Below are 14268 nucleotides of genomic sequence, written 5' to 3'. Positions count from 1 at the left end.
GACTGCCGTCGACGCGTCGCCGTCGTTGGATGCGGCCAACGTTTCTGAAACCCCGCCGGCGGCAGCCACCCCTGCAGCCGGATCGGCGCCCGACGCCGCGGCCCTGACCGTCGAACTGTACGCCGCCGCGCGCCGCGGCCGGGTCGATCGCGCGCTCGAGCTGCTCGAAGCCGGCGCCGATCCCGCGCTTCCGGCCGAGTCCGACGCCCGCGACCGCCGCAGCCTCGCCGTGCTGGCCGCGGTCCTGCCCGACCTGCGCCTGCTGCGCGCCCTGATCGCACGCGGGGTGGACGTGAATGCGCTGGATGGCGGACTCAATCCGCTGCTGGCCGCCACCCGCGACAGTTGGCACGGGCGACCCGAGGCGGTCATGACCCTGCTCGCCAACGGTGCCGATGTCCACGCCGCCGACGCCGAAGGAAACACCCCGCTGCACCACGCCGCGCGCAGCTCGGATCCGGGCGTGGCCGCGCTGCTGCGCGACGCCGGCGCCGACATCGACGCGCTCAACGCCGACGGCATCTCGCCGCTGGGCAGCGCCTGCGCCAGCGGCAACTGGCGGCTGGCGAAATTCCTGCTGGAGCGCGGCGCCAGGCCGGAGCCGACCGGCGGCCAGCCGGCATTGCTGTCGGCGGCAGGCTGCGAGGACGACGATCCCGTCGGGGTGCAGCTGTTGCTGCGCAGCAAGGCTCGGATCAATGCGGTGGATGCGCGCGGCCGGACGGCGCTGCACGAAGCCGCTGCCGCCGGTCACGCGGCCATTTGCCGAACCTTGCTGGATACGGGCGCCGACCCGGCGCTGGCCGACGCCGACGGTCGCACGCCGCTGCTGGACGCCGCCCGCGCCGGCGCGCCGGGCGTGCTCGAAGTGCTGCTTTCCGCCGGCGCCGACCCGAATGCCGTGGATTCCCAGGGCGCAGGCGCGCTGCACCACGCCTGTCTGGCGGAAGTGACCGCCGCCGAACTCGTCCAGCGCCTGCTGGCGTTGGGGCTGGATCCCGCCCGCCCCGACAGCGAAGGGCGCAGCGCGCTGGCGCTCGCGCAGGAAGCCGGACGCTGGCGACTGGCGGCCCTGCTCGACCCGCGGAGCGCACCATCGGAAGCCAGTCCGGAGCTTGAAGCCGCATCGCCAGAACCCGAGCCCGAGCTGCCGCCGCTGCCGCTGTTGCGCGCGGCGCTGCTGGAAGAGGCGCCAACGACGGCGTTGGATCCGCTGCTGGCGCGACTGGCGCCCGGAGACCTGAGCCTGCTGCTGGCGGATCCCGAACTGATGGCGATGCCGCGCATCCTTGGCTGGCTGCTGCGGCACGGTGCCGATCCGGAGGCACGCGAGGCGCAGGCCCCCGTGTCGGCCGCTCTGGCCCGTGGCGAAGCCGGCATCCCCGCACTGGAACTGCTGTTTGCGCACCGCGGCTCGCCCGCCGGCGCCTCGAGCCTGGCCCGTTTCCTCGCCGCCAGCCGCGCCGGGAAAGCCGGCCCGGATGCGGAAGCCTTTGCCTGCGAACTGCTGGAACGCGGCGCCGATCCTTTCGGCACCAGCGCGAACAGCGAACCGACCCTGCTGCTGGCCGTGCAACTGGGCTGGCTGGCGCTGGCGCGCCGGCTGCTGGCGCTGGGCGTGGCGCCCGACGGCTGCGACGCTCGCGGGCACAGCCCCCTGCACGCGGCCGCCAATCGCGGCGATCTGGCCGCGGTCAAACTGCTCATCGCCGCCGGCGCCTCCCCCGACCGGCGTGCAGGCGACGGCCAGACGCCCTTGGGGCTGGCCCTGTCCAGCGGCCGCAGCGACCTCGCCTCGTGGCTGGACTGGCACGGCTGGCGACTGCCGCACCGCCCGCTGGTCGCCTCCGACCTGCCGGCGGCCGCGATCGCCGGCGACCAGGACGCGGTCGAACGCCTGCTCGAACTCGGCTTCCCGATCGACGCCACCGACGCGCAAGGCTGCACTGCCCTGCTGCGCGCCGCCGGCGACGGCCACGCGGCGCTGGTCGAATTCCTGCTCGCTCGTGGCGCCAGCCCGCGGATCGCGGCCCGAACCGGCGCCACCCCGCTGTCCGCGGCGGTCAGCCGGCGCCACATCGCCATCGTCGAACGCCTGCTGCAATCGGACTGCAACCTGGAACAGCGCCTGCCCGGCGACGTCACGGTCCTGATGCTGGCGGCGGCGCTGGGCCTGCCTGAGGTGGCAGCGCGGCTGCTGCACGCCGGCGCCGATCTGCGCGCCAGCGATGCGCAGGGCCTGACGGCACTGCACTGCGCGGCCCTCTATGGCTTCACCGAACGCGACCGCAGTCGCTTGCTGGCATTGCTGGACGGCCTGCTGCTGGCCGGCGCCGATGCCGACCGCGCCGCGCTGGACGGCACCACGCCGCTGCTGCTGCTGCTGGGCGCGCGTGCCGAACCCGGCACGCCAAGCAGCGAAGACGTGCTGCTGGCCGGCATGGAGCGCCTGCTGGACGAGGATGTCCGCCTCGACGTGCGCGATCCGCGCGGCTACGGCCCGCTGCATCTGGCCGGTCTGCACGGCCTGGTGCGGGTCGCGCGCGCGCTGCTGCGCGCCGGCGCCGATCCCGACCAGCGCGACGCCCTCGACCGCACTCCGCGCGAGCTGGCGCTGCTGCGCGGCTATGTCGATGTGGCCGCCGAACTGGCGCCGAGCGGACACGCCAAGACCTCCGACGTGCCGCTGGCGCGCTTTCTGCGCGACTGAGCAGCAAGCGATCCCGTCGCAAGGCGACGACGCGGTTCGACTCAGCCACTGCCCTTCGGATGCGCGGCGGCCGCGTCGTCCCCGAACAGGTCATCGAGTTCCTTGCGGGCGTCGCGAGTGGCCTGCAGCAGCGCGTCCTCGTCGTCCTGCAGCATTCGCTGCTGCTCCAGCAGCGCTTCGTCCCATTCCCGGAACCGCCGCATCCGGGTTTCCGCCTGCGTGCGTTCCATTCCCAGCGCGACCAGCACCTCGCGCCCCATCTCCAGGCTGCTGCCGTAGGTCTCGCGCAGCGCCTCGGCGCCCATGTCCACCAGTTGCCAGGCGTGCTGCCGGTTGCGCGCACGCGCGAACACCCGCGCCTTCGGATAATGCTTGCGCACCAGCCGCACCATCCGCAGGCTGGCCTCGACGCCGTTGATCGCCACCACGAAGACCTTGATCCGCTCCGCCCCGGCCGAGCGCAGCAGCGCCATCCGGGTGGGATCGCCGTAGTAGATCTGGTCGCTGCTCATGCTGCGCGACAGGTTGACCTGTTCGATGTCCGGATCGATGGCGATGAAGGGAATGCCCTGCGCCCGCAGCAGGCGCGCCACGATTTGGCCGAAGCGACCGAACCCCGCCACCAGCACCTGCGGATGGCGGTCGGCGGGGATCGCGTCGAACGGTTTTTCCTGCACGCGATCGACCGGAAGCAGCTTGCCGGCCAGCATCAGCAGCAGCGGCGTGAGCGCCATCGACAGGCCGACGATCGCGATCAGGCGGTCGTGGGTCGCCTGATCCAGCAGCTTCACCCGCGCCGCTTCATCGAACACCACGAAGGCGAATTCGCCACCCAGCGCGAGCACGCCGGCCATCAGGAAGGCGCTGCGCGGGCGCAGCCGCCCCGGCCGCAGGCCGAGGCCGAACAGCAGCACCGTCTTGACCAGCAGCAAAGCCCCCACGCCGCCGGCGATCAGCAGGGGTTCGGAAAGAATCCGATGAACGTCGATGCCCATGCCCACGGCCATGAAGAACAGCCCGAGCAGCAAACCTTCGAACGGTTTGATTTGCGCTTCGAGCTCGTGCCGGTATTCCGACTCCGCCAGCAGCACGCCGGCGAGGAACGCGCCCAGGCCCGCGCTCAGGCCCACCCGCTGCATCAACCAGACGCTGCCGAGCACCACCAGCAGCGCCGCGCCGGTGAAGACCTCGGGCAGGTCGGTCCGGGCGATCACCCGGAACAGATGCCGCAGCAGGTAGCGCCCGCCGATCACCAGCGCAGCGATTACCGCCACCGCGCGCAGCACCTCATCCCAGCCCAGGCCCGTGGCCTTGGCTTTCCCCAGCAGCGGAATCGCGGCCAGCAGCGGGATTGCGGCCAGATCCTGGAACAGCAGGATCGCGAACGCCAGCCGCCCGTGCTCGCTCGCCAGTTGCTTGCGCTCGGCCAGCAGCTGCAGCCCGACCGCCGTGGACGACAGCGCCAGTCCCAGCCCCACCACCAGCGCCGCCCGCCAGCCCAGATCCGCCAACAGCGCCAGTCCACCCAAGGCTGCGCCGCACAGCAGCACCTGCAGGCCACCGACGACGAAGATCGGTTTGCGCATCAGGACCAGCCGCGGCAACGACAGCTCCAGCCCGATCACGAACAGCAGCATGACAACGCCGATTTCGCTGGCCGCAAGCACCCGGCTCGGGTCGCGCACCAACGCCAGCTCGTGCGGGCCCAGCAAAACGCCGGTGGCGAGGTAGGCAAGAATGGCCCCGAAGCCGAAGCGCTTGAACAGCGGCACCGCCAGCACGGCAGCCAGCAGGAAGACCAGCGCGAGTTCCAGGCCGCCGCTATCCATCGTTATCCGTATCCGGGATCCAGCGGGAAGCTTACGGCACTGGCGCAGGAGCCGGCGTTGCCGGCTTCTCCGGCGCATCCGGCGAACAGCGGCTGGCGCGGATTTTCCCCGCGAACTCCGCCCGTTCGGCTTCGCGCGCGCGCCGATCGGACGGGGTGGCATAGCGCAGCTTGAACTCCGCTTCATCGAGCCGGCGGTACCAGGCCGCGCACAGCTGGTCTTCGGGGATCGCGGTGCAGGTGTCCTGGCGCATCTCGCAGGCCTGGCCCATGCCCATGGCTGCGCTGCCGTCGATTCCCACCACCTGCAGCGGCGCGCAGCGCGGGTCGGGCGTGGCGGTCTCGCCGAAATAGGTGTTGCCGTCCCAGGTCGTGCACTGGAACAGCGCCGGCGGCAGCGGCAACTCGGCTGCTTCAGGCGCCGGATGACGCGCCATGTTGGGCCCGGCAACCAGCACGAACTCGCCATAGGCCGGCGGCGGTGGCGCCGGCTCGGGCTCCGGCGCGCGTTGCGCCGGCACCGGCACGGTCGGCAGCGCGCCCACCCGCCGGATTTCCTGCTTCATGCCGGCGCCGCAGGGCGTGCCGTTCTGCACCGTCACGTTGCCCTGGGCATCGGTGCATTTGTAGAAAACGGTTTCCTGCGCCGCCACCGGCGACGCCGCCGACAACAGGAAGCAGGCGGTCAGGAGCAGACCGGGGGCGATGGGATTCAAGCTGCGCACCGCCCTATCTTGCGTTGTCCGGCAGTCCGGGGAAACCCCGGGCGCGATCCGCGTTCAACGCGCGGTCAACGGGATTCAAGGCTACGCCGTGCGCGATGGATGGAATTCCTGCCCGATTTCAGCGCAGCACGGCTCCGCTGCGCGCATCGCGGATGGTGCTGGGCTGCGCGCGGCCCGATGTCTCGCCCGCACCGACCGCATCCACGCCGGCGAGGATGCGCGGATCGAGTTCCTCGCGCCGACGCGGCGCGGGTTCGCTGGCGATGTTGGCACTGGTGGAAACCAGCGCGCCGCCGAAGCCGTCGCACAGCGCGACGACCTGCGGATGCGCCGTCACCCGTACGGCGATGCCATCGTGGTCGCCGGTGATCCAGCGCGGCGCGGCGGCCGACGCCGGAACGATCCAGGTGTTCGGCCCCGGCCAGCTGGCGCGCACCTCGGCCAGCCGCGCGGCGGTCAGCGCTGCGGTGTCGATGAAGGGCGCAATCTGCGCCTCGTTTCCCGCGATCAGGATCAGGCCCTTGCCGACATCGCGTTGCTTGAGTACCAGCAGACGCAGCACCGCCGCCTCGTTGCGCGGATCGCAGCCGAGCCCCCAGACGCCTTCGGTGGGGTAAGCAATGACGCCGCCGCTGCGGAGCGCTGCAAGGACAGCGGAAATGCCATTCATGCGAATGATTCCCCCCTTGGGCATTGCCCGTTGTGCAATTTCACGCCAGCGACTCTTGTAGCAATGCGCGCCCGGACCCAGCGCCGGAAAATCACGGTGCCGCAGTTTTTTTCACCACGCGCTTCCTGCCGGGCGTCACCTGTGCCGAAGTCAGCAGCGACTTGGCGGGCTCGACGCCGCCGGACAGCGGGCGCGGCGACTTGGCCTTGGGCGCTTTCTTCGCGGCAGGCCTTCTGCCCGTTGTCTTCTTCGCTGCCTTTTTCGCCGGTTTTTCGGCGGGCGCTTTCTTCGCCGCCGACTTCCGGGTCGCGGTTTTCTTCACCGCCTTCCTGGCGGCAAACCCGCGCCGCGCCGGCTTGCCGGTTTCTTCCAGCAGCTTGAGCGCTTCTTCCAGTGTCAGCGAGGACGGCTCGCGATCCTTCGGGATCTTTCCGTTCAACTTACCGTCCGACAGGTACGGTCCGAAGCGGCCGTTGAGCACCTGCACGTCCTGATCCGGCCACTGCTTGATGATGCGGTTGCGCGCAATCTCTTCCTTTTCCTCGATCAGGAAAATCGCGCGCGCCAGGTCGATGGTGTAGGGATCGTCTTCCTTCTTCAGCGAGGCGTAGGTGCCGCCGCGACGCGCGAACGGCCCGAAGCGGCCGATGCCGACGCTGATCTCCTCGCCGTGGGTGTCGACGCCCAGCCGGCGCGGCATCTCGAACAGCTTGAGCGCCTCGGGCAGGCTGATGCTGTAGATGCTCTGGCCCGGGCGCAGCGAGGCGAAGCGCGGCTTCTCCTCGTCGTCGGCGGTGCCGATCTGCACCAGCGGACCGAAGCGGCCGATGCGCGCGCTGACCGGCTTGCCGCTGTCGGGATCGCTGCCCAGCACCCGCACCGAGCCGGCGTCGGTCTTGTCGAGGCTGTCCTTCTTCTGCTCGACCAGGGCCTTGAACGGGCCCCAGAACTTCTCCATCAGCGGAATCCAGTCCTCCTCGCCGCGGCTGACGGCATCCAGCTCGTCTTCCAGACGGGCGGTGAAGTCGTAGTCGACGTAGTTGGTGAAGTGGCTGGACAGGAACTTGCTCACCGCGCGGCCGATGTCGGTGGGCTTGAAGGCGCGGCCTTCGAGCACCGCGTACTGCTTGCCGAGCAGGGTCTGGATGATCGCGGCGTAGGTCGACGGTCGACCGATGCCGTACTCTTCCAGCGCCTTGACCAGCGCGGCTTCGGTGAAGCGCGGCGGCGGCTGGGTGAAGTGCTGGTCGGCGTGCACGCGCGCCAGCGGTACCCGGTCGCCCGGCTGCATCGGCGGCAGCTTGCGGCCCTCGTCCTCGTCGTCCTTGCCCTTGCCGTCCTTGCCCTCCTCGTAGACCGCGAGGAAGCCGGGCACCACCACCGTGGTGCCGCTGGCACGGAAGCCGTGCTCGTGGCCGGCGGCAAGGTCGACCGTCACCGTGTTCAGGGTCGCCGGGATCATCTGGCAGGCCACCGCGCGCTTCCAGATCAGCTCGTAGAGCCGGCGCTCGTCGTCGCCGAGGAAGGCCGCGACCTGCCGCGGGGTGCGCAGCGCCGAGGTCGGGCGGATTGCCTCGTGGGCTTCCTGCGCGTTCTTCGATTTGGTCTGGTAGAAATTGGGCTTGTCGGGCAGCGCATCGAAGCTGAAATCGCGCGCGATCACGTCGCGCAGTTCGTCCAGCGCTTCCTGCGACAGGTGCACCGAATCGGTACGCATGTAGCTGATCAGGCCCACCGTGCCCTCGGCGCCGATCGCCACGCCCTCGTAGAGCTTCTGCGCCACCTGCATGGTGCGGCGGGTGGTGAAGCCGAGCTTGCGCGCGGCCTCCTGCTGCAGGGTCGAGGTGGTGAACGGCGGCGCCGGCCGGCGTTTGCGCTCCTTGCTGGCAACGTCGGTGACGTGCAGCGCGCCCTGCGCGGCCTGCTGGATGCGCAGCCGCGCCGCCTCGGCGCTGGTGCCCTCGGTCAGGCTGAACTCGAGCTTGCCGGTATCGGCACTGAACTTGTGGCCGTCCAGCTTGACCAGCTTGGCGGTGAACGCCTGCGTCGGGTGCGCGCACTCGGCCTCGATGGTCCAGTACTCGCGGGCAATGAAGGCCTCGATCTCCTCCTCGCGCTCGACGATCATCCGCAGCGCCGGCGACTGCACCCGCCCGGCCGACAGCCCGGCCTTGATCTTGCGCCACAGCACCGGCGACAGGTTGAAGCCGACCAGGTAGTCCAGCGCGCGCCGCGCCTGCTGCGCATCGACGAGATCGGACGCGATGCCGCGCGGCGCCTCGATGGCGGCGCGGATCGCGCGCGGCGTGATCTCGGTGAACACCACGCGCTGCAGCGGACGGTCGGCCAGGCCGCGCTCCCTGAGGATCTCCGCGATGTGCCAACTGATCGCCTCGCCCTCGCGGTCCGGGTCGGTGGCGAGGAAGACGCGTTCGGCGGCGCGCGCCGCCTTGGCGATCGCCTCGACATGCTTCTCGTTCTTTTCGATGGTCTCGTAGCGCATGGCGAAACCGTGCGCCGGATCCACCGCGCCCTCCTTCGGCACCAGATCGCGGACATGGCCGTAGCTGGCCAGGACGGTGAAGTCCTTGCCGAGGTATTTGTTGATCGTCTTGGCCTTGGCGGGCGATTCGACGATGAGCAGGTTCTTGGCCATGGCAACGCAAAATTCCGGAGGGGGTCACGGCTCGCTGCGGCCCTTGCCGAAGAAGCCAACGCCCGAGGCGGAGCCCCGGGCGCTCTTATAGTGGAATCACGGATGCAGACCCCGTGTCAAGCCTCGGGCGATTTCCGGCCGGCGGATGGACCGCCTCGGGCCGGGTTCCGGCGGCCCTCAGTGCATCGTTCTGGCGGTCATCACCGCGGCGGCGCCGATCGCGACCAGCACGAGCAGGAGCAACAGCGCGAACAGCACCAGCACCACGACGGTCACCGCTCCCAGCTCGCGCCGCTGCAGCTCCGGGTGCTCGGTAAACGCCCATTTGTCGACCACCAGGGTATCGCAAATCATGTCGTGCAGGGCGCGCTTGCGCTCGGTGAACCCGGCCATGAAAAACCCGATCCCCAGCGTGATTCCGCTCACGAACAACGCGAAATAACGGCCCATTCCGCGCAGGAAACCGATCCGTTCGCCGTTGCTGCGCACGACCTTGATGCCGATCGCCATCTTGCCCAGCGTGGCCATCGACGCCGAGGAATGGAATCCGGCGAAATACGCCACTCCGATAGCGATGCCGATGAGGTTGCTCACCACCTGGATGAGGATGAAACCGCTCGAGTTTCCGGCCAGATTCGCGCCATTGAGAAGGAAGGCGCCCATCACCCCGCCCACCAGTCCGCCGAGGAGACCGCTGACGATGCCGGCGATCATGGAATCGATGACGTAGGCGGCCGTGCGCTTCCAGAACCCGGCATAGACGACATCGCCGCCATGCACCACCACCTCGTCGCGCAGCACTTCGGCGGTCGGCGGAGCGTAGGGCGAATCCGTTTCCTGCAGGCCGAGTTCATTGGCGAAATCGCCCAGCGGCTGCCACTGGGGCAGGCCCGGATTCCAGATCAGGGTGTCGCGCCGGATCTCGCCGGCGCGGAACAGGCGCCGCAGTTCGGCTTCATCGACGGGTCCATGCTGCTGCCGGTCGCGGTCGGCGTAATGCCACTGGGCCATGGATTCGATCACGCAAGATTGGAACGGGAACCCGAAGTATGCCCGAAGCCGGGCGCGGGAAACCGGCGTCAGCCGCCCTTGCAGTCGGCCGGCAGCCACCTGTCCCGCAGGTCCGAGCTGCAAGTCCACCGATCACCCTCGGCGTCGTACACCATCCACAGTTTGTGGCCATCCAGGCCGTTGCCTTTCAGCTCGACCTCCAGGCCGCAGCGATCGTTTTCGAAACTTCCGAAACGGATTGCTTCCACCCGCGCGTCGGCATAGTCCGCGGCCGACTTGAAGCCCTCGCTTCCGTTTTCCGGGCATTGCCCTTTGTCTTCGAGATACTCGGGTATGGCAGTCCGTGCCGCTTTGCCCGAGGCCCAGGCGGCCACGACGTCGCTTCTGCGCACGTAATCCTGGTACGCCGGGATGGCGATCGCGGCCAGTACGCCCAGCAGCAGCAGGCCCACCACGGCCAGCACGATCGCCGCAATCGCGCAGCCGGACATCCCCGAGGGTTTCGCCGGGGCCGTTGCCGCCTGCCTTCCCAGCACCGAGGCATGTTCCGACGTGTATTGCGGCGGCGGAGCCGGTTCCGGCGGCAGTTCAGGCGGCGGCGGAACCGGCTCTGCAGGCGGCGCTTCGACTTGCCGGGGCGCCGACTCCTGAAGTCTGAGCTCATCGAAAAAACGCCGCAGCGGCAGCCAGTTGGCTTGCCCTTCGCGCCAGACCAGGGTCTCCGGCGCGATCTGGCCCGACTGGAACAGGCCGATCAATTGCTGTTCCGACACCGGACCGGCCTGTTCGGTACCGCCGGTGGAGTAATACCAGTCAGTCATGCCCTCTCCCGCTGTCCGGTATCTCAGTGCACCGGCTCCGGTTCGTCCAGATACATCTGGGTTTCCATCCAGGCGTAAGCGGCTTCGCTGCCGGGCTGGTTGAACAGCACCATCAGCACCACCCACTTGAGGTCGTCCAGCCCCACCTCGTCCAGATCCAGCGCCAGCGCGCGATCCAGCACCAACTCGCGCTGCTCGGCGCCCAGCACCCCCTGCTGCTCAAGATACAGCAGGAAGCCGCGGGCTTCGACATCCAGCTTGTCCAGCTCGCTGGGATGGAAGACGCGGGTCGGGCCGCGGTGGCTGGCCGGCTGCGCCGCCGGCCGCTGCTGCGCCAGCGCGTCCAGCCAGTCGAAGGCGCTGCGGATCTCCGCCGGCGAGAAGCCCGCGTGCTGCAGTTCGCCGATCAGCGGATCGTTCCTGGTCGGCGCGGCCAACTCGTCCTGCAGCGTTTCGCCAACCGCGAAGTAGTGCTCGAACAGGTAGAGCAGGACATCAAGGATGCTTTCCTTCACGCCGATCCTCCTCGCCTCGATTGGGATTGCTTGCAACGCGCCGCCGCGCCGACGCGATTGCGCCCTTCGCCCGCCCTGACCGTGCCTTCGGGAGCCCGGAATGCGGGGTGCTCAGTCTCGGGCCGCGGATACCCGAACCGCACTTCGGCTGTAGCGGCCGTGTTCGGCAACGACATGCCCCTCCAACTCCAGTTCCAGCAGCATGGACGAGGCCCGGGCCGCCGTCAATCCAGTGCGCGCCACCAGTTCATCCATACAAGTTGGGTCGTGTCCAATGGCATTCCACAAGATGTTGTAGTCGGGCAAGGCGAGCAGGGCCTCCAGCGGCTGCCTTGTCCCGGCTCCGTTCCACAGCCGTTGGCGTTGGCTGCCCGCCAGCGTCGCCACCTGTTCGGCGAGGCTGGAGAGGATCTCTTCCGGGCTTTCCACCAACGCCGCGCCGTCGCGGATCAGGCGATGGCAGCCGCGCGCCATCGGGTTGTGGATCGACCCGGGGATGGCAAACACCTCGCGACCGGCATCGGCCGCCAGACGGGCGGTGATCAGCGCGCCGGAGCGCTGCGCCGCTTCGACCACCAGCGTCGCCAGAGCCAGTCCGGCGATGATCCGGTTGCGCCCGGGGAAATGCGACCGCAGCGCCGGCGTTCCCGGCGGATGCTCGGTCACCACGGCGCCGGCGTCGGCGATGGCCTCCATCAGCCTCCGGTTGCCGCGCGGATAGACGACGTCCGGCCCGGTGCCCAGCACCGCGACGGTGGGGCCGCCGACGTCCAGCACGGCGGCGTGCGCGCAGGCGTCGATGCCCGCCGCCAGCCCGCTGGTGACGCACAGGCCGGCGTCGGCCAGCGCGGCGGAAAACGCCGCGGCGTTGGCGCGTCCGCCCGCGGTGGCGGCGCGGCTGCCGACCACGGCAATGGCGGGATGCCAGAGCAAGGCGGGGTCGCCGGCCACGAACAGCGCCGCCGGGGGCGCGCCGATTTCGCGCAGCAGGGGCGGATAGGCGGGATCGTGCCAGCCGATCAGCGCGTGCCCGCCCGCTTCCAGCCAGCGCAGGCAGCGCGCCAGCGCGCGGGCGTCGGGGCGGACGATGGCCGCGCAGGCGGCATCGTCCAGTCCCTGCGCGGACCACGTCCCGCGGCCGGCGGCGATGGCCGCCCCGGGATCCCCGCTTGCATCCAGGAGACGGCGCACGGCCCTGGCGCTGGCACCGCTCAGCAACAGCCGCAGCAGGGGTTCGGGATCGGCACGAAGGCTTGGGGGGCTGGGGGAGCGCATGGGAAAAGCATTCCACGCAGACGGCAACGGCGCCCTAGGGCGCCGTTGCAAATCCACATCGGAATTTTCCGGAATTTCCGGGATTTCCGGGTCTCGCCCGGAGCCTTACTCCGTCGCGTCCGGATCCTTCAACTCGTAGCCCACCATCGTCGGCTTCACGCTGTTCATCACCAGCGCGTAGCTGATGTTGTCGAAGGTCTTGAACACCATCGCATGGCCGGCAAACTCGTCGGGCAGGCGGACGTGGTTCTGGGACGGGGTCATTCCGGGATCGCGATCGAGGTCGGCGCGAACCCGATCCACGGTGCGGTCGCCGCGGCGCCAGATCGAGAACACGGTGCCGTTGTCGATGCCTTCGCGGGCGCCGCCGGAAATCGCGATCACGTCGTGGGTGCCGCCGCTGCGGTAGCCGTCGGCCACCGCCATCACGCTCAGACGGCCATAGGCGCTGTGCTGCTTGGGCGGATGCGGGAAGAACTGCAGGTCGTAGGTCTGCGCCTCGACCGGAATGATCCGGTCGCCGACGCGCACGTCACGCCCTTCCGAATCCAGCAGCAGGGTGACCAGCTGGTCCGGGCCGGAGGCACCGCGGGTGACGGTGGCGGTGGTCTGGGTCATCAGCTCGTAACCGAGCAACTCGGTGCCGTGGTTGACGTACAGCGGGGTATCCCACAGCGAACCGTCGCTCAGGCCGACGGCAATCCGGCCGCGCGAATCGAGGTCGCGGGCGTCGAACTGGTCGCAGCAGCTGCCGGTGTTGTTGATCATCCGGTAGCGCTTCTGCGCCCGCACCACGAGATAGCGCTGGCCGGGCTGGGCGCTTTCCAGTCCGCGGATGTAGGCGACGTGCCCCTGGATGCCGCGCATCCGGTTGTCTTCCAGACCGACCACGTAGGGCAGGCTGTCGATTTCCGGCACCACCCGCAGATCCTTCAGGAACGGCTCGACCTCGGACAGCGGCACGGCATTGACCGGCGCCTCGCTGCGCGGACCTTCCTGCACCGCCACCCGATCCAGATACGCCAGGCTGATCACGTCGCCCGGATAGATCAGGTGCGGGTTCTTGATCTGCGGATTGGCCTGCCAGATCTCCGGCCACAGCCACGGCTTGCGCAGGAAGCGCCCGGCGATGTCCCAAAGCGTGTCGCCGCGCTTGACGACGTAATGGTCCGGATGGTCGCCGCGCACTTCGACCGCCGTGGCCAACGTGGCCACGGTCAGCATCGCCGCCACCAGCACCGTGCGCAGGCCGCGCAGGCGTGGCGCATTGGCGTGCGCCAAGTTGGAAACCCGATCAAACATGGTCGCTATCTCCCCGCTGCGTTTCGCAAAAGCTCCCCAAGCTGCGTCAATATAGCTCACATTCCGGCACATCTGGCAAGCGTCCGTGCAGGTTCGCTTCGCTACAATCCTCGGGACGGGGCCGGAATCGGCCCGATTTTGCCCGATTTTGCGGACTTCATCCCCATGGCACTGCTTCCGATCCTCGAATTTCCCGATCCCCGCCTGCGCACCCGCGCGGCCGAGGTCGATCCCGCCGATCTGGCCACGCCGGCCTTCCAGACCCTGATCGACGACATGTTCGAAACCATGTACCAGGCGCCGGGGATCGGGCTGGCCGCCAGCCAGGTCGACGTCCACAAGCGCTTCATGGTGATCGACGTGAGCGAGGAACACGACGCGCCGCAGGTGTTCGTGAACCCGAAGATCACCGCCCGCGACGGCGATCAGGTCTATCAGGAAGGCTGCCTGTCGGTTCCGAACATCTTCGCCGACGTCACCCGGTCGGCCACCATCACGGTCGAGGCGCTGGATCGCCACGGCCAGCCGTTCACGCTGGAGGCCGGCGGCCTGCTGGCGGTGTGCATCCAGCACGAGATGGACCACCTGATCGGCAAGCTGTTCGTCGATTACCTCAGCCCGCTCAAGCGCGAGATGGTGCGCAAGAAGCTGCTCAAGGCCAAGCGCAACGCGGCCTGACGCCATGCGCATCGTCTTCGCGGGCACCCCCGATTTCGCGGTGCCCTGCCTGCGCGCCGCCGCCCTGCGCGGCGAGG

11 protein-coding genes are annotated in these 14268 nt (G+C 69.3%); 2 read left to right on the top strand and 9 right to left on the bottom strand.

Translation table 11 applies throughout. From position 1 onward, the window contains the following. On the top strand, positions 1–2710 hold a 2710-nt coding region (locus tag Q0X16_RS05450; RefSeq protein ID WP_297831636.1), incomplete at its 5' end, for an ankyrin repeat domain-containing protein. Between the two features lie 41 nt (positions 2711–2751). Here the strand turns inward: Q0X16_RS05450 and Q0X16_RS05445 are convergent. From Q0X16_RS05445 to Q0X16_RS05405, 9 genes are all read right to left on the bottom strand, one after another. Then, entirely contained in the window at positions 2752–4539 is a 1788-nt protein-coding gene (locus Q0X16_RS05445; RefSeq protein ID WP_297831633.1) for a monovalent cation:proton antiporter-2 (CPA2) family protein, read from the bottom strand. A gap of 31 nt (positions 4540–4570) precedes the next feature. Beyond that, on the bottom strand, positions 4571–5254 hold the full coding sequence (locus Q0X16_RS05440; RefSeq protein ID WP_297831630.1) for a DUF4124 domain-containing protein: 684 nt from the start codon (positions 5252–5254) through the stop codon (positions 4571–4573). A 127-nt stretch (positions 5255–5381) separates the two neighbouring features. Beyond that, positions 5382–5933, bottom strand: coding sequence for a Sua5/YciO/YrdC/YwlC family protein (locus Q0X16_RS05435; protein ID WP_297831627.1), 552 nt, complete (start codon positions 5931–5933; stop codon positions 5382–5384). A gap of 91 nt (positions 5934–6024) precedes the next feature. Continuing rightward, positions 6025–8589 (bottom strand): DNA topoisomerase I, encoded by a 2565-nt coding sequence (locus tag Q0X16_RS05430; RefSeq protein WP_297831624.1) that lies wholly within the window; start codon positions 8587–8589, stop codon positions 6025–6027. A gap of 177 nt (positions 8590–8766) precedes the next feature. Then, positions 8767–9612: an RDD family protein gene (locus Q0X16_RS05425; RefSeq protein ID WP_297831621.1), complete on the bottom strand. Its 846-nt coding sequence runs from the start codon at positions 9610–9612 to the stop codon at positions 8767–8769. A gap of 56 nt (positions 9613–9668) precedes the next feature. Continuing rightward, positions 9669–10421: a GYF domain-containing protein gene (locus Q0X16_RS05420; protein ID WP_297831618.1), complete on the bottom strand. Its 753-nt coding sequence runs from the start codon at positions 10419–10421 to the stop codon at positions 9669–9671. A 23-nt stretch (positions 10422–10444) separates the two neighbouring features. Further along, positions 10445–10936, bottom strand: a complete 492-nt coding sequence (locus tag Q0X16_RS05415; protein WP_297831615.1) for a DUF494 domain-containing protein — start codon at positions 10934–10936, stop codon at positions 10445–10447. 111 nt (positions 10937–11047) lie between these two features. Further along, entirely contained in the window at positions 11048–12211 is a 1164-nt protein-coding gene (gene dprA, locus Q0X16_RS05410) for a DNA-processing protein DprA (protein ID WP_297831613.1), read from the bottom strand. A gap of 105 nt (positions 12212–12316) precedes the next feature. Then, positions 12317–13435, bottom strand: a complete 1119-nt coding sequence (locus tag Q0X16_RS05405; RefSeq protein ID WP_297831639.1) for a LysM peptidoglycan-binding domain-containing protein — start codon at positions 13433–13435, stop codon at positions 12317–12319. A 243-nt stretch (positions 13436–13678) separates the two neighbouring features. On the opposite strand from Q0X16_RS05405, the gene def reads away from it, so the two are divergent. Then, positions 13679–14191 carry a peptide deformylase gene (gene def / locus Q0X16_RS05400; protein ID WP_297831610.1) on the top strand — a complete coding sequence of 171 codons (513 nt, stop codon included), beginning with the start codon at positions 13679–13681 and terminating at the stop codon, positions 14189–14191. Positions 14192–14268 lie beyond the last annotated feature (77 nt).

The sequence above is a fragment of the Thermomonas sp. genome, from assembly GCF_025993755.1.
Taxonomy (GTDB): Bacteria; Pseudomonadota; Gammaproteobacteria; order Xanthomonadales; family Xanthomonadaceae; genus Thermomonas.
This window is presented reverse-complemented; position numbering and strand designations above follow the sequence as displayed.